14 protein-coding genes are annotated in these 15490 nt (G+C 65.7%); 3 read left to right on the plus strand and 11 right to left on the minus strand.

Annotation, left to right across the window (positions count from 1 at the left end):
• Positions 1-7: 7 nt before the first annotated feature.
• Together B0E46_RS04140 and ligB are read left to right on the plus strand one after the other, a co-directional pair.
• Positions 8-793: an NRDE family protein gene (locus B0E46_RS04140; RefSeq protein ID WP_077554433.1), complete on the plus strand. Its 786-nt coding sequence runs from the start codon at positions 8-10 to the stop codon at positions 791-793.
• A gap of 111 nt (positions 794-904) precedes the next feature.
• Positions 905-2596: an NAD-dependent DNA ligase LigB gene (ligB, locus tag B0E46_RS04145; RefSeq protein ID WP_077554434.1), complete on the plus strand. Its 1692-nt coding sequence runs from the start codon at positions 905-907 to the stop codon at positions 2594-2596.
• Positions 2597-2684: 88 nt separating this feature from the next.
• Here the strand turns inward: ligB and B0E46_RS04150 are convergent, their stop codons facing one another.
• The 6 genes from B0E46_RS04150 to dinG all read right to left on the minus strand — a co-directional run bounded on the left by B0E46_RS04150 (position 2685) and on the right by dinG (position 7379).
• Positions 2685-3089 (minus strand): YchJ family metal-binding protein, encoded by a 405-nt coding sequence (locus B0E46_RS04150; RefSeq protein ID WP_077554435.1) that lies wholly within the window; start codon positions 3087-3089, stop codon positions 2685-2687.
• 43 nt (positions 3090-3132) lie between these two features.
• Positions 3133-3729 carry a DUF938 domain-containing protein gene (locus B0E46_RS04155; protein WP_077554436.1) on the minus strand — a complete coding sequence of 199 codons (597 nt, stop codon included), beginning with the start codon at positions 3727-3729 and terminating at the stop codon, positions 3133-3135.
• Between the two features lie 27 nt (positions 3730-3756).
• Positions 3757-3954 carry a hypothetical protein gene (locus B0E46_RS04160; protein WP_077554437.1) on the minus strand — a complete coding sequence of 66 codons (198 nt, stop codon included), beginning with the start codon at positions 3952-3954 and terminating at the stop codon, positions 3757-3759.
• Positions 3955-4075: 121 nt separating this feature from the next.
• Entirely contained in the window at positions 4076-4654 is a 579-nt protein-coding gene (locus B0E46_RS04165; RefSeq protein ID WP_077554438.1) for an NnrU family protein, read from the minus strand.
• A gap of 53 nt (positions 4655-4707) precedes the next feature.
• Positions 4708-5262: a HutD family protein gene (locus tag B0E46_RS04170; protein WP_077554439.1), complete on the minus strand. Its 555-nt coding sequence runs from the start codon at positions 5260-5262 to the stop codon at positions 4708-4710.
• Entirely contained in the window at positions 5259-7379 is a 2121-nt protein-coding gene (gene dinG, locus B0E46_RS04175) for an ATP-dependent DNA helicase DinG (RefSeq protein ID WP_077554440.1), read from the minus strand. Before dinG ends, B0E46_RS04170 begins: the two co-directional genes overlap by 4 nt.
• Positions 7380-7597: 218 nt before the next feature.
• Between dinG and B0E46_RS04180 the strand changes: the two genes are divergently transcribed.
• Positions 7598-10567 carry an EAL domain-containing protein gene (locus B0E46_RS04180; protein ID WP_254425033.1) on the plus strand — a complete coding sequence of 990 codons (2970 nt, stop codon included), beginning with the start codon at positions 7598-7600 and terminating at the stop codon, positions 10565-10567.
• 15 nt (positions 10568-10582) lie between these two features.
• Here the strand turns inward: B0E46_RS04180 and B0E46_RS04185 are convergent, their stop codons facing one another.
• The 5 genes from B0E46_RS04185 to B0E46_RS04205 all read right to left on the minus strand — a co-directional run bounded on the left by B0E46_RS04185 (position 10583) and on the right by B0E46_RS04205 (position 15471).
• Entirely contained in the window at positions 10583-11245 is a 663-nt protein-coding gene (locus B0E46_RS04185; protein ID WP_077554442.1) for a DsbA family oxidoreductase, read from the minus strand.
• Between the two features lie 121 nt (positions 11246-11366).
• A complete protein-coding gene (locus B0E46_RS04190) occupies positions 11367-13037 on the minus strand; it encodes an NAD(P)/FAD-dependent oxidoreductase (protein ID WP_077554443.1) in 1671 nt (556 codons plus the stop codon).
• Between the two features lie 174 nt (positions 13038-13211).
• Positions 13212-13439 carry a hypothetical protein gene (locus tag B0E46_RS04195; RefSeq protein WP_077554444.1) on the minus strand — a complete coding sequence of 76 codons (228 nt, stop codon included), beginning with the start codon at positions 13437-13439 and terminating at the stop codon, positions 13212-13214.
• Positions 13440-13630: 191 nt separating this feature from the next.
• Positions 13631-14137: a DUF1993 domain-containing protein gene (locus B0E46_RS04200; RefSeq protein WP_077554445.1), complete on the minus strand. Its 507-nt coding sequence runs from the start codon at positions 14135-14137 to the stop codon at positions 13631-13633.
• The gene (locus tag B0E46_RS04205; RefSeq protein ID WP_077554446.1) at positions 14134-15471 is read right to left on the minus strand and encodes a TCR/Tet family MFS transporter; all 1338 of its coding nucleotides are present in this window, start codon (positions 15469-15471) and stop codon (positions 14134-14136) included. The genes B0E46_RS04200 and B0E46_RS04205 overlap by 4 nt, the downstream gene beginning before the upstream one ends.
• Positions 15472-15490 lie beyond the last annotated feature (19 nt).

Here is a 15490-nt window from a genome sequence, read left to right on the forward strand (position 1 = left end):
GGGACTCATGTGCCTGATCGCATTTTCATGGAATGCACATCCACGCTGGCGGCTGTTGCTGGCCGGCAATCGCGACGAATTCCATGCGCGTCCCAGTGCTGCACTGGGGCGCTGGAGCGATGCGCCGATCATTGCTGGCCGTGACCTTGAAGCCGGTGGTACATGGCTCGGCGTGACCGCTGATGGACGCTGCTGCGTAGTGACCAATGTGCGCGATCCACACGACCCGCAGCTGGGTGTTTCGCGTGGCCTGCTCGCAACCGACTATCTCGGTGGCGAACTGGATGCGACGAACCATGCCCGGCAGCTGCTGTCTTCGGCTGCCGGCTATCGTCCGTTCAACCTGCTCACTTTCGATGCGCATGCCGCGTTCTATCTGGGCAACCGTCCCGAACCCCGCGCGCAGGCGATAGAGCCCGGCGTGCATGGCTTGTCGAATGCCGACTTCAACACGCCCTGGCCGAAGACGCGTGCCTTGATGCAGCGTCTGGAGCAGTGGATCGAAACGGGTGACGAACTCGATTTCGCGCCGCTGTTCGAGGCGCTTGCCGACGAGCAGGTCGCGCCGGATGCGCAGTTGCCGGATACCGGCATAGGACTGGAACGTGAGCGACGGCTTTCAGCCGCCTTCATCCGCGGTGCGGACTACGGCACGCGGGCCAGTACGGTAGTGGCGATCGATCATGACGGCGGTGGCGTGATCGCCGAGCGCCGCTTCGGTCCGCACGGCCGCTTCGAGGGCGAAACGCTGCTGCGGCTGTCCTGGCAGCTGGGTGACGCCAGGCCAGGCTAGCAGCGACTGCAGCGTGGGGTTTCGCCCTACGCCGCCTTGCGATGTGGACGACTGCCGCCGGCTTTGCCTGCGGGCTAGCTTGTCAGGCGTATCCACGGACTGGAATGACTCATGCGCCTGGGTTGGTTGTTGCCGTTTGCCGCGCTTGCGGTGTTTTCTGCTCGTGCCGTGCGCGCGGCGGATTGCCCCGACTGGTCGCCGGCGCAGGCGCGGCAGGAATTGAACGCGCTGCACGACCGCCTCGATGGCTGGAACCATGCATACCGGGTCGACGGTCAGTCGCCCGTCGATGACGCCGTCTACGATCAGGCATTGCAGCGTTATGCGCACTGGCGCCGCTGTTTCCCCGGCCACGCGCCAGCCGAGCTTGCCCATCTGGCCGACGCCAGCGGTCGCGTCCGTGCGCCGGTGGTGCAGACGGGGCTGGCCAAGCTGCCTGATGGCGACGCGCTGGCCGAGTGGATGCGCGCCCGCGGCAATCAGGATCTCTGGGTGCAGCCGAAGGCCGATGGCGTGGCGGTCACCTTGCTGTACCTGGACGGCCAGTTGCAGCAGGCGACCAGTCGTGGCGATGGCCTGCACGGCTCGGACTGGACCGCGTTCGCACAGCGAATTGGCGCGATTCCGAAACACCTGCCAAACGCACCGGCACGCGTGGTGCTGCAAGGGGAGCTTTATTGGCGCCTGCCCGGTCACCTGCAGGCGAACGACGGTGGCGTCAACGCGCGTTCGCTCGTCGCCGGTGCGTTGTCGCGCGACACGTTGGATGCGGCCACGGCGGCACAGATCGGCCTGTTCGTCTGGGACTGGCCCAGCGGCCCGGCCGACATGCCGGCGCGACTGGCCGGCTTGCAGGCGATGGGCCTGGCCGACAGCGTGACCTACATCCACCCGGTCAAAACGATCGAAGACGTCAAGCGCTGGCGCGAACGGTGGTATCGCCACGCGATGCCGTTCGCTGCCGATGGCACGGTGGTGCGGCAAGGTCACCGGCCGGCGGCATCGTCCTGGTCGGCGACGCCACCGGCATGGGCGATAGCCTGGAAGTATCCGGCCGCATCTGCGCTGGCCGAGGTTCGCGCGGTGACTTTCACCGTCGGCCGCAGCGGCCGCATCACGCCGGTGTTGGAACTGGTGCCGGTGCAGCTGGACGACCATCGCGTGCAGCGGGTCGGCCTGGGTTCGGTGGCGCGCTGGCGGCAGCTGGATATCCGTCCCGGCGACCAGGTTGAGGTGGTGCTCGCCGGCCTGACCATTCCGCGCCTGCAGTCGGTGGTGTGGCGCACGCAACAGCGTGCTGAAGTGACGCCGCCCGATCCCGGCAAGCACGATCCGCTGAGCTGCTGGCAGGCCACGCCCGGTTGCGGGCAGCAATTCCGCGCACGGCTGCTGCGGCTGGGTGGCAAGCAGGGTCTGCAGCTGGATGGCATCGGTGCCGGTACCTGGCAGGCATTGATCGATGCGGGATTGATCCACGGCCTACTTGACTGGATCGACCTGTCGCCCGCTCAGCTTGCTGCCGTGCCGGGATTTGGACAGGCACGAGCCAGCACGCTGGCACAGACCTTTGCCAGCGCCCGTCAGCGGTCGTTTGATCGCTGGCTGCATGCACTCGACATGCCGGCCAGCGGTCATGCCGAATTGTTGGACTGGGCTAGCCTGAGCGCGTACAGCTCGAACGATTGGCAGGCGATCGACGGCATCGGTCCTGGTCGTGCGGATCGGCTGGTCGAGTTCTTCACGCACCCCGAGGTGCGTGCACAGGCGGCACGGCTGCATCAGGCGGGAGTGCAGGGATTCTGAGTCGCTGCGGGAGCTCCCTGTGCGCGATGCTTTCCGAAGGATCGCCAAAAGCTCTACAGATAGACGACGGATAGGCGACGATTGCTGCTCAGCTCTTGAGCTCACCGTCGAGGTAGTACCAGCGGCCACGCTCGCGCACGAACCGGCTGGTCTCGTGCTGGCGCTGGGCGCGACCGCCGCCGAGTCGGTACCGCGCGACAAATTCCACCGTTGCGTGATCATCGTCGGTGGTTTGCCAGCGACGGACTTCCAGGCCCAGCCAGGTCGGTGCGGGTTGCTGTGCGGCCAGTCGCAGCGATGCCGGGCGGGTGTCAGGGTGCCAGCTCGCCAACAGGTAATCCTCGCGGCGCAGCACATAGGCGCTGTAGCGTGAGCGCATCAGTTGCTCGGCACCGGTAGCGGTTGTGCCGCCGTCGTGCAGGAGGCCGCAGCATGCGGTGTAACCGGCCGGATTGCCGCAAGGGCAGGGGGTCAGCGTGTCGATCGACTTCATGCCGCCTTTGTACCCGGTTCGGCGGGTTTGTGCAGGTGGTGATTCAGCTGCGCCGGCGTCGCCACACGCGGCAACGGTTGTTGGCCGGCATCGCGATATCGTCGATCAGGGCAAAGCCGGCGTTGGCTGCCAGCGCATCGACGGCCTCGGCGTCGCGGATCGCCATGTGTGCGCCACGCGCCTTGAGCCATTGATCGAACGCGGCATTGCTGTCGCTGCTGTAGCGGCCCGCATGGTTGAACGGGCCGTAGACGATCAGCATGGCATCGGGCGTGGTCACATCGGGCAGTCGCGCGAACAGGCGCTCCACTTCGGGCCACGCCATGATGTGCAAGGTATTGGCGCTGAATACGGCGTCGTAGTGCTCGGCCGGCCACTTGCCGCCGACATCGAACTCCAGCGGCACCGGCGTGTTCGCCAGCGCCGCTTCATCCAGCCATGCGCGGATGCCGGGCAGGTTTTCCGCACGGTCCGAGCTTTGCCAGACCAGCCGGGGCAACGCTCCGGCGAAGTGCGTCGCATGCTGGCCGGTGCCGCTGCCGATCTCCAGTACCCGCTCGCGATCGGCGAAATACCGGCGCAACACGTCGAGGATCGGTGCGCGGTTGCGCTCGCACGAAGGCGAGAAAGGCTTTTCCATGCGTTGTTCGGATCGGAACCGCCGCGATCAGACCGGCCGGCCGCGCAACACGCGCGCCGGCAGCATCAGCAAGGCACCGAGGAAGGCGAACACGGCGCCCACAGTGATGCCCACCAACCGGAACGGCAGCAAGACCAGCCAGATGATCGGATACAACACCAGCGCCAGCAGCGCGATCGGCCAGCAGAACACCAGCAGCAACAGCCAGAGCAGGAAAGCGGCCATGACACGACCTCATACAGGTTGGATGAGCGGACTCTAGCGCAGCCGGCACCGGGTGCACAGGTGACTCTTGCCACCCCCGCCGTTCATGCGGCAAACCCGCCCATCGGCTCATGCCGCCGAATCAGGCCATGGGATTCACGCCGATCAGCCACAGATGCAGCCATAGCGCAAAGACGGTCCAGGCCACGATGCCGATGACCAGGGTCAGCACGTCACCCTGAACCGAGCCGGCCGGATAGACCGTGCCGTCCACGCGGTCGCGCCGGCGCAATACGGCGAACAGCACGATCGCCCACAGCAGGAACGCACCGAACAGCAGCACGTCGTGCAGCATGCCGGTGGCGAGCAGATGGCCGAACGCCCACACCTTCACTGCCAATACTTGCGGATGGTGCAGCTTCGCCTTGATGCGGTTGTGTGGCACACGTGCCGCGAAAAACAGCACGAACGCGATCAGCGTGAACAGCGCATTGAGATGGCGCAGCGGCAGCGGCGGCACATACAGCAGCACGGGTTGCTGGCGAGCAAGCACGAAGCCCCAGCAGATCGACACGAAGCCGACGATCGAGACCAGCGCGAACAGGCCCTTCCAGCGCTTCGCGCCCAGCCGGGCGATCTGCCGGTCGCGCCAGTCGTTGGCGAAGATGCGCAGGGAGTGGATGCCGAGAAAGATCAGCAGGCCGAGAACCAGCACGGACATGACGGCTACCTCGCGGATGGGACCGGTCGAGTATAGGTGACCACCGGCCTCGGTCAGGTGGCGTGCGGCTCGATCCGGACGATCAGCGCCAGGGCGTTGTGGTACAGCTTAAGTGGACTCGCCAGTGGAGGGTGCCACGCATCGCCGGCGTGCAGAGTACCTTCCGCGGTGTCGATCACGCCGCGGGCGCAGTAGACCAGCACGGTGGATGGATCAGGCGTCTGGGTGCCCGGTACCTGCCACACCCGTATGTCGCCACGCGCCTGCGCACGCCGCACCATCAGGTTGAAATCACGTGTCGGCCCACCCACCAGGGTCACCGCCACCCTGGCTTCGCCGGCAAAGGCGAACGGCGCGAATGGGGTGGTCAACGCGTGCTCGCGGTCATCATCCAGCGTCATGGTGAAGCCGTTGCCGTCGAGCAGGGCGATCTGCCGGTCGATGCCGGGGAAACTGGAGAACGGGGCGGCACTGTCCACTTCGGCGACGCTCACGCGCCACAGGAAATCGTCGCTGCCGGCACCGTCCGGATGGATGGCTATTTCACGCGTGCTGCCCAGGCCGTTCTTCCATGGCTGTGGCGGGCAATCGGACAGACGGATGATCATGGGGTGCGCTCGATGATGCGTTCGAACGGCGGCAGGGCCTTCAGCATGCCGCTGCCGTAGCGTTTGGTGACCACGCGACGATCCAGCAGCACGATGCGGCCGCGGTCGGTCTCGTTGCGGATCAAACGGCCGCAATACTGGGTGAGCAGGCGGGTGGCTTCGGGGATGCTGACCTCTATGAACGGATTGCGCCCACGCGACTCCAGCCATTCGGCATAGGTGGCGCCGACCGGATCGGTCGGCACCGCGAACGGCAGCTGGGTGATCACCACCGTCTCGCATAGCTTGCCCGGCAGGTCGAGGCCTTCGCCGAACGAGGCCAGCCCGAACAGCGTGCTGCCCTTGCCGGCCTCGATGTCGGCGCAGTGTTCGGCGAGCAGCTGCGACTTGCCCAGTGAGCCTTGCGCGCGCACCTTGCGCACCTGGGCGATCGGCAGTTTCTGCAGCACCCGATCGAGTTTCACGCGCGAGGTGAACAGCACCAGGTTGCCGGCGTCCCAGTCGAGGTTGTCGGCCAGCCACTCGCTGATTTCCTCGGCGTGGGCTTCGCGCGCATCGGGCAGGGTGCGCATCGCCGGCACTTCCAGGCGTGCCTGCGCGGCGAGGTCGAATGGCGAAGGCAGGCTCAGCGTCACCGCGTCGTCGGGCAGGCCCACCGCATCGGCGAATCCGCGAAAGTTGCCACCCGCGCTCAACGTGGCCGAGGTCATCAACACACCGCTGGCGTTGCCCCACAGCACGCTGCGCAGCAAGCCGCCGGCGGAGACGGCCGAGGCATGGCAGACCAGTTGCTGATCGCCGCTCAAGGTGACCCAGCGCGCCAGCGGCGGCACGCCATCGTCGTCCTCACCGGCCCACGCGCGCCAGCAACTGGCCTGCTTGCCGATGCGCTCCAGCGCGATGCCCAGCTCGCGCGACAGTGCCTCCTGGGTCGGGCCGCCGTCGGTCATCTCGACCACCGCGCGACGCACCGCAGTCAGCCAGCGCTGCACCTCGCCGGTGTACAGGCTGAGTGCACGCGCATGCTCCACCCATGTTTCCGGCAGCTGGCCCAGCGAGCCGCGGTACATCGGCTCGGTCTCGGCCGGGTCGGGAAGCCAGCCGAGGCGGATTTCCTTCTCCAGCTCCTCCAGCGTGTTGCTGAGTTCCTGCAGCTTGGCATCGCCGGCATCCAGCGACAGCTTGCCCAGCATCTGCTTGTCGGTCAGCGAATAGGCTGCATGCACCTGCCGGCCGAGCCGGCTCAGCTGGCGCACCGTGACGTTCATGTAGACCTCGCTGGCGCCGCGGTCGATCGCCTTGCCCGGCACATGGTGGCCTTCGTCGAAGATGTACAGCGTTTCGTCAGGCCGCGGCAGGATCACCCCGCCCCATGCCGGATTGGAGCCGCCTTCGCCCTCGCCCGGCATGGTGAGGTCGGCCAGCACCAGGTCCTGGTTCGCCACGATGATCTCGGCATCGTCCACCGCGCGGCGTGCGGCGAAGAACGGGCAGATCATGAACTGGCCGCACTTGCGCCCGGTGCAGCCGCCGGCGCTGGTGGTCACCATCGGGCGCAGCAGGTCGCTGACGGCTTCCGGTGCGCTGTCCATGTCGCCGTTCCACTCGTTGCGGTCGAAGGCGCTGCGCAATGTAGCCAGCACCTGCTTGTCGCGCGCCTGCGGCGGTTTGGTCCACAGCACCAGGTCCGCGTCGAAACCGGCCAGGCCCATCTGCGCGGTATCGTTGATGCTGTTCGCCGCCATCATCAGGTTGCGCGGACACAGGTAGCGGCCGCGGCCCTTGGCCAACGCCACTTTCGCCTCGATGCCGTTGAGCTGCAGATAGAGCGGGATATCGCGCTGTACCAGCTGTTCCTGCAGCGCCACGGTGGCGGTGGCGATCAGCAGCTTCTTCTTCTGGAAGCGCGCGACCGCCACGCCGGCGATCAGGTATGCCATCGACTTGCCGGTGCCGGTCGGCGCCTCGATCACCGCCACGCCGCCGGTGCGGCCGAATGCCTTGGCCACCTCGGCGATCATCCTTCCCTGCGACGCGCGCGCGCGGAAGCCCGGCAGCCCGTCCTTCAGGCGAGCATAGGCGGCACGGATGGCGTCTTTGGTGGTGTCGGCGAGCATGGGATGGAGCCTGTGGCGCGAGTGATACGAAGCCGGGTGGGGATGCCGGAGGGCATCGGCATGCACTTCGCGCCGGAAGCACACCCATGCCGGATGCAGGGCGACAGTTTATCGGGATTGTGGGCCGGCACACATGTGAGCCGGTCGGCAAGGCCTGGCGGCTCGCGTTGCGGCATGTATGACAGGGTATGCTAGTTCCGGGCATGGGGGATCCCGGTTTGGGGGCTCTATTGATGGTGCATGCGGGTACGATCGAACCGATGTCGCATGACGAGTCGTTGCAGCTGACGTGGCTGACGCGCCTGATCGCGACCAACGCGCCCGATGAGGTGGCTGCGGCGATCGTTGCCCTGATGCAGGCCTGGCCTGGTTGCGAGGCGGCCTGCGTGTTGTGGGGGCTGGACGAGCCCACCAACCATCATTGCGTGCCGGCGACGTGGATTGATGTCGCCGACTGGCCATGGCTGGACTCCGTTGCGCGCATGCAGGGAGTGCACTGGCATCCCGATCGACAGCGTGTGGCGATATGCCTGTGCCGGCAACCCGAGCCGGCCCTGCTGCTGCTGACCCTGCAGCCGGGACATGAAGGCGCGGGTTTCCTCGACACGTTGACGGCGCCGCTGCAATTCGCCGGCGAGCACTTGCAGCGGGTGCTGGAATGGGCCGAGCTGCAGGATTCGCATCAGCAGCTCGAACGATCGGAAAACCTGCAGCGCGCGCTGTTCGCGATCTCCGACCTGGCCGGCTCCGAGCGCGACATGCCGGCGATGCTGCGTGGCATCCATGCCATCGTCAGCACGCTGATGTACGCCGAGAATTTCTTCATCGTGTTGCGCAACGCGGAGCAGGACATCATCCGCTTCCTGTATTTCGTCGATGTCGAGGATCCGACGGTTCCCGGGCAGGGCCAGGAGATGCCGCTGTCGGCCATCGAACATACGCTGACCTGGTATGTGATCCGCGACGGCAAGGCGCGCATGGGCGATACCGAGGAACTGCTCCGCCAGGTATCCGGGCCGGTGGCGCTGATCGGCACCGACAGCTATGACTGGCTCGGTGTCCCGATGCTGCGGGACGGTCAGTCGCGGGGCGCACTGGTGGTGCAGAGCTATCGCCAGGAGATGGGCTTCACCGATGAGGACATGGCCCTGCTGCAGTTCGTCGGCAGCCATATTCTCACCGCGGTGGAACGCAAGCAGACCAAGGCGGACCTGGAGCAGCGCGTGCGGCTGCGCACCCTGCAGCTGGCCGAGGCCAACCGTGGCTTGCAGCTGGAGATCATCGAGCGGCAACGTGCCGAGCATCTGCAGGCGGCGTTGTTCCAGATCGCCCAGCTGGCCACGGCCGATATCGATCAGGCCGAGTTCTACCGGCGTGTGCATGCGGTGGTCGGCGAGCTGCTGAACGCCGAGAATTTCTTCATTGCGCTGCTTTCCGACGATCGCCAGCGGCTGACCTTCCCCTACTCGGTGGATGCCGTACTGGCGCCGCCCGACGAACGCCCGCTGGGGCATGGCCTGAGCGAATATGTGCTTCGCCTTGGCACGGCTTTGCGTGTCGACAATGCGCAGATCGAGGAGATCGTGCGCCGCGGCGAGATCGCGCCGGGGCGCTCGAATTCCCCGGCCATGTACTGGCTCGGCGTACCGTTGATCGTGGGCGACGAAGTGATCGGGTTGGTGACGGTACAGAGCTACAGTCCGCTGGTGGTCTACAGCGAGGCCGATCAGGAGCTGCTCAGCTTCGTGGGGTCGCAGATCGCCAACAGTCTTGCCCGGCGGCGCTCCGCCGAGTCGCTGCAGCATGCGTACGAGCAGCTCGAACACCGCGTCGAGGAGCGCACGCTGGCATTGCGCAAGGAAATCACCGAGCGTGAGCGCATCCAGGATCAGCTGCGGCATCAGGTGATGCACGACTCGCTGACCGGACTGCCCAATCGCGGCTATCTGCGCGACCGGATCGACCGCGTGCTGGCCGCCATCAAACGCGAGCCGCAGCGGCGCTGCGCGTTGCTGTATCTGGACGTCGACCGTTTCAAGGTGATCAACGACAGCCTGGGGCACCTCGCCGGCGACGAAGTGCTGAAAGAGGTCGCGACGCGGCTGGCCGGCTGCGTGCGTCATCCTGATCTGGTGGCGCGGCTGGCCGGCGACGAATTCGCGATCCTGCTGGAACAGGTGGACACGCCGGCACTCGCACTGAATGTGGCGCAGCGTGCGCTTGATGCCCTGGGCGTGCCGATGCAGATAGCCGGCAAGGAACTGCAGGGCACCGCCAGCATCGGCATCGCGATCGGCGACGAGCACTACCATGCGGCGGATGAAGTGCTGCGTGACGCCGACATCGCGCTTTATCGGGCCAAGGAGCTGGGACGCAAACGTTTCGAACTGTTCGACGAGACGCTGGCAAAGAACGTGGTCGACGTGCTGGCCATGGAAGGCGATCTGCGCCGGGCGTTGAAGCATGATCAGTTCGAGCCGCATTTCCAGCCGATCTGCCGGCTCGACGATGGGCAGGTGGTGGGCTATGAGGCCCTGCTGCGCTGGAACCACCCACAGCGTGGCCTGCTGCGGCCGGGCGATTTCCTGAAGATCGCCGAGGACTGCGGCCTGATCGAGACGATCGACTGGCACATGTTCGAACTCAGCTGCAATCTGCTGATGCAGCACGATCACAGCGACACCTTCATGACCTTGAATGTGTCGGCATTGCATCTGCGTCATGCGGATTTCGACGGGCGCCTGGTGCGGCTGCTGCATCGCACCGGACTGGCGCCGTCACGGCTGGTTGCCGAAGTCACCGAGGGCGCGCTGCTGGACAGCCCCGAGCGTGTACGCGCCACGCTCGATCGGTTGCGCCGGATCGGTGTCGGCGCCGCGCTGGACGATTTCGGCACCGGCTACTCGTCGCTCAGCTACCTGCATTCATTGCCCCTGCGCATCCTGAAAATCGACCGCGCATTCGTGCACGAGCTGGACAAGGATGCCAATACCGGCACCACCACGGTGGTCGCGGCGATCCTTGCGCTGGCACGGGCGCTGAACATCCAGGTGATCGCCGAAGGCATCGAGACCGAAACCCAGCGTGACGTGCTGCTGGCGATGGGGTGCGAGATGGGTCAGGGTTACCTGCTCGGCCATCCGGCGCCGATCGGCCACTGGCTGGCATGCCGCACGGCCAGTGTGTGAGCCGATGGTGGGTTCCTAGGCCGAAGTGGCGATCTGCCGCAATGCCTGCTCGAACGCCTCCGGCGGCTGTCCGCCGGAAATCAGATGCTGGCCATTGATGATGGTGGCCGGCACCGAGTGGATGCCACGACTCTGGAAGAACTGCTCCTGTGCACGGACTTCGTCGGCATAGGCGTCGCTGGCAAGAATCTGCTGTGCACGCTGGGTATCCAGGCCCGCCTCGCCGGCCAGCCGCACCAGCGTGGCATGCGCGCTGACGTCCTCGCCATCGGTGAAATAAGCGCGCAGCAGTACCTGTTTCAGCGCGAGGTGGCGGCCTTCCAGTTCGGCCCAGTGTAACAGGCGGTGTGCATCGAAGGTGTTGTAGACGCGACTGCGCCGGTCCATGTTGAAAGTGAAACCCAGTGCGGCGCCGCGGTCACGGATCGCTGCACGATTGGCGTCGATCTGCTCGGTCGTGCTGCCGTACTTGTGCGCCAGATGCTCGGTGGCATCCTCGCCTTCCGGCACCATCTGCGGATTCAGTTCGAACGGCTGGAAATGGATTTCCGCGGCGACCTCGCCATCCAGTTTCGCAAGTGCCTGCTGCAGTGAGGCGAGCCCGATCGCGCACCATGGGCAGGAGACATCCGAAACGAAATCGATGCGGACCGGAACTGGGGTGACTGGCGTGGACATGGGAGCACCTTCGGAAAACGTGAGTACTGCGTGCGGCGGTGAGTGCAGATGCGCCCTACATAGGGTCACAAAGTGGCGCAATCAATCGTCGTTGGCATCGTCTTGCGAATGCATAAAAACGTCATGGCTTAGACATGCCAGCGATGCTCAGTGCCACCGCCTCGGCGATCTTGATCCCATCGACGGCCGCGGACAGGATGCCGCCGGCGTAGCCGGCGCCTTCGCCAGCGGGATAGAGGCCGCGGGTATTGAGGCTTTGCAGGCTGTCGTCGCGCTTGATCCGCACCGGCGAGGAGGTGCGCGTCTCGACGCCGGTGAGGATCGCGTCGTGCATCGCGTAGCCGCGGATCTGGCGCTCGAATGCTGGCAAGGCTTCGCGGATCGCGGCGATCGCATAAGCGGGCAGTGCGCTGTCGAGATTGCCCAGGGTCACGCCTGGCTTGTACGACGGCTGCACATTACCGAATTCCTGCGAGGCGCGGCCGGCGAGGAAGTCGCCGACCAGCTGGCCCGGTGCGCTGTAGTTTTCACCGCCCAGGACATAGGCATGGCTTTCCAGCGCGCGCTGCAGTGTGATGCCGGCTAGCGGGCTGCCGCCGCTTTCGTCAAATGTGGGGTCGAACGGCGCAAAGTCGGCAGGATCGATGCCGACCACCACCGCCGCGTTCGCGTTGCGCTCGTTGCGCGAGTACTGGCTCATGCCGTTGGTGACCACGCGGCCAGGCTCGGAGGTGGCGGCGACCACGGTGCCGCCGGGGCACATGCAGAAGCTGTAGACCGAACGACCGTTGCCCTCGTGGTTGCCCTTGCAGTGGTGCACCAGCTTGTAATCCGCGGCGCCGAGCACCGGGTGGCCGGCCTGCGGGCCGAAGCGGGCGCGGTCGATCACCGATTGCGGATGTTCGATGCGGAAACCGATCGAGAACGGTTTGGCTTCCAGGTACACGCCGCGCGCGTGCAGCATTTCGAAGGTGTCGCGCGCACTGTGGCCGAGCGCCAGCACCACATGATCGGCGCGGAGCTGTTCGCCGCTGGCCAGGGTTACGCCACGGATCTGCTGCTGGCCGTCCGCCGCCGGTTCCAGCAGGAAGTCGTCGACGCGGCTGCTGAAGCGGATCTCGCCGCCCAGCGACTCGATCGTGGCGCGCATGTTCTCCACCATCGTCACCAGCCGGAACGTGCCGATGTGCGGCTTGCTGACGTAGAGAATCTCCGTCGGTGCGCCGGCCATGACGAATTCGGTGAGTACCTTGCGGCCGTGATGCAGCGGGTCGCGGATCTGGCTGTACAGCTTGCCGTCGGAGAACGTGCCGGCGCCGCCCTCGCCGAACTGCACGTTGGACTCTGGATGCAGGTTGCGCTTGCGCCACAGGTCCCAGGTGTCCCTGGTGCGCTCGCGCACTTCCTTGCCGCGATCGAGGATGATCGGGCGAAAACCCATCTGCGCCAGGATCAACCCGGCGAACAGGCCGCAAGGCCCGAAGCCGATCACCAGCGGACGGTGCGGCAGCTGCGCCGGTGCCTTCGTCACGAAGTGGTAGTTGGTGTCGGGCGTGGGCTGGATGTGCGGGTCGTCGGCGAAACGCCGCAGCAGCTCCGCTTCCTGCGTGGTTTCGATGTCCAGCGCATAGATCAGCGTGATCGCGCCACGCTTGCGCGCGTCGTGGCTGCGTTTGGCCACGCTGTAGCCGGTCAGCACGGCGGCCTGGATATCCAGCCGCTTGAGGATCGCGGCGGTCAGTGCAGCCTCGCCGTGATCCAGCGGCAGCTTGAGGTCGGTCAGTCGCAGCATGCGGGGTCCGGGAGTCCATCGGCATGGGGGCCATCGAGGTGCGTTGCCGCGAGGCCAAGCCATTCATTGTCGATGCGATCGTCCGGCGCGACAAGCTGGCTGATGTGACCGTTACCATAATGGGCGGACTTTCAGCACGCGTCAGTGTCTTGACAGCTGACGCAGAGTGTCAGCTCAGGCGGCAAGAAGGGTCAGAAACTGCTCACCGGTTGCCTGAGGGTGCAACAGAATGAACTGCGGGTGGGCGTCATCGGTGTGCCTGCGCGCTGCCGCAATGCAAAGCTGGCCATCCATGCCGGTGACTGCCAGTGGCGTGCCGCGCCGGCTGTCCCAGTAAGGGCGGCAGACCAGGCCATGTTGCGGGCCGCCAGCGATGATGCATTCAATAATGATCGGTGCCATGGGACTTCACTCGAGGGTTGTGGAGTTGCGGGTTCGAGTTTCATCTTGCAGGGCGCGAGCCAATAAAATTGGATAAATGTGTTATGCATCACGGTTTTGGATGTGTGCACTGGCTTCGTTGGGGCATCACGGTTCCCGGAGTTTCGAGCAGCTGGTGGTCACCGGCTTTGCAACCACCAGTCGTTCCTGACTCAGGCGCCGCCGATGAAGTCCATCTTGCCGATCTCGGCGCCGGCCGCGCGCAGGATGTCGTACGCGGTGGTGCAGTGGAAGAACAGGTTCGGAACGATGAAGTGCAGCAGGTAGGCCTGCCCTTCGAACGTCATTTCGCCAGTGCGCATCTTGAGGACGATGGTGCGGCCTTCGCTGCCATCGATCTGCTCGGGCTCGAACGTCTTGATGTACTCGATCGCGTTGTCGATGCGCGAGTAGACCTGCTCCAGCGTCGTCTCGTTGTCCTCGAACGACTTGGGCTCGACCCCGGCCAGGCGCGCGGTGCCGCGGGTGGCCATGTCGCAGGCGATCTGCACCTGTTTGACCAGCGGCAGCATGTCGGGGATCAACCGGGTCTGCAGCAGCACTTCATCGGTGACGCTCTTCGCCTTCGCGTGTTCCGCGCCTTTCTGCAGCACGTGCTTGAGATTGCCGAGCGCGCGGACGAAGACAGGAACGGCAGCCTGATGCATGGACAGTGTCATGGGGATTGCTCCGGTGGATCGTGGGGAAGCGGTTCGGACGAAAACTCGTTGAAAGGCAGGGTGGGGACGATTTCGTCCGCCGCCAAGGGGGCCGCGATGGCTGCATGGCGGGTTACCCGCATGGCAATCAAGCCTGCGGCCAGCAACAATGCGGCGGCCAGCACAAACGCGGCGCCCGGCAGATGCTGCACCGGCGCGTGGTCGCTGATGAACAGCGCGAACAGGTTGGCGAACAGCGCCGGGCCGAAGATGCCGGCGAGGCTGGCCAGGCTGGTCAGCGCGCCCTGCAGGCGGCCCTGCTCATGCGGGTCGACCTGGTGGGTCATCATCGCCTGCGCCGGCGGTCCGGCCAGTCCGCCCAGGCACAGGAACGGAATGCCAAGCAGGAATACCCAGGCGATCGAAGCGAAGCCGAAGAACACATAGCCGACGATGCACAGCGCGAGGCCGGCCAGGATCATGCGCCGCTCGCCCAACTTCGGCATCAGCCGGCGCACCAGTACCGCCTGCACCAACCCGCTGCACAGGCCGACCAGGCCCAGCGTATAGCCGACCGCCTGCGGTCCCCAGCCATAGCGGTAATCGGTGTACAGCACATAGGTGGAATTCAGCGAGAACTGCGCCAGGTTGATCAGGAAGAACACCGTGGCCAGCCCGAACACCTGCGGGTAGCGGCGCAGCAGCACCACCGCGCCGAACGGGTTGGCGTGGCGCCAGTCGAAACGCGTACTGCGGCGTTCCTTCGGCAGCGATTCGGGCAGCACGAAATAGCCGTAGCAGAAATTGATCAGCGACAATACCGCCGCCACCCAGAACGGCAGGCGGATATGCAGGTGGCCGAGGGAGCCGCCCAGCGCTGGCCCCACGATGAAGCCGATGCCGAACGCAGCACCCAGCGTGCCGAATGCCGCGGCGCGCTTTTCCTTCGGCGTGATGTCGGCGATATACGCGTTCGCGGTGGAGAAGCTAGCCGCGCAGATGCCGGATACCGCGCGGCCGAGGAACAGCAGCCACAGCACCGGTGCCAGTGCCATCACGATGAAGTCGATACCGAGGCCGAAGCTGGAAATCAGGATCACCGTGCGTCGGCCGAAGCGGTCCGACAGCGCGCCCTGCACCGGCGAGAACACGAACTGCATCAGCATGAACAGGGCGGCGAACGCGCCCGCCCATACCGCCGCCTTCGAGATGCTGCCGCCGATCAAGTCCACGATCAGATGCGGCAGCACCGGGATGATGATGCCGAACGCAAGCATGTCCAGCATCACGGTGACGAAGATGAAGTTGAGCGCGGCGCGGTGGCGCGGAGCGGCGAGGGTGGGTGGCTGATCCATGGGGCGAGGCGAGGCGATG

Origin of the sequence: Rhodanobacter sp. B04 (assembly GCF_002001125.1) — a bacterium.
GTDB lineage: Bacteria > Pseudomonadota > Gammaproteobacteria > Xanthomonadales > Rhodanobacteraceae > Rhodanobacter.

Coding starts and splice junctions, on each gene's coding strand:
- dinG (WP_077554440.1), bottom strand. CDS start 7,379: ATGCTCGCCGACACCACCAAAGACGCCATCCGTGCCGCCTATGCTCGC.
- B0E46_RS04185 (WP_077554442.1), bottom strand. CDS start 11,245: ATGTCCACGCCAGTCACCCCAGTTCCGGTCCGCATCGATTTCGTTTCG.
- B0E46_RS04190 (WP_077554443.1), bottom strand. CDS start 13,037: ATGCTGCGACTGACCGACCTCAAGCTGCCGCTGGATCACGGCGAGGCT.
- B0E46_RS04170 (WP_077554439.1), bottom strand. CDS start 5,262: ATGATCATCCGTCTGTCCGATTGCCCGCCACAGCCATGGAAGAACGGC.
- B0E46_RS04195 (WP_077554444.1), bottom strand. CDS start 13,439: ATGGCACCGATCATTATTGAATGCATCATCGCTGGCGGCCCGCAACAT.
- B0E46_RS04155 (WP_077554436.1), bottom strand. CDS start 3,729: ATGGAAAAGCCTTTCTCGCCTTCGTGCGAGCGCAACCGCGCACCGATC.
- B0E46_RS04200 (WP_077554445.1), bottom strand. CDS start 14,137: ATGACACTGTCCATGCATCAGGCTGCCGTTCCTGTCTTCGTCCGCGCG.
- B0E46_RS04165 (WP_077554438.1), bottom strand. CDS start 4,654: ATGTCCGTGCTGGTTCTCGGCCTGCTGATCTTTCTCGGCATCCACTCC.
- B0E46_RS04160 (WP_077554437.1), bottom strand. CDS start 3,954: ATGGCCGCTTTCCTGCTCTGGCTGTTGCTGCTGGTGTTCTGCTGGCCG.
- ligB (WP_077554434.1), top strand. CDS start 905: ATGCGCCTGGGTTGGTTGTTGCCGTTTGCCGCGCTTGCGGTGTTTTCT.
- B0E46_RS04140 (WP_077554433.1), top strand. CDS start 8: ATGTGCCTGATCGCATTTTCATGGAATGCACATCCACGCTGGCGGCTG.
- B0E46_RS04150 (WP_077554435.1), bottom strand. CDS start 3,089: ATGAAGTCGATCGACACGCTGACCCCCTGCCCTTGCGGCAATCCGGCC.
- B0E46_RS04205 (WP_077554446.1), bottom strand. CDS start 15,471: ATGGATCAGCCACCCACCCTCGCCGCTCCGCGCCACCGCGCCGCGCTC.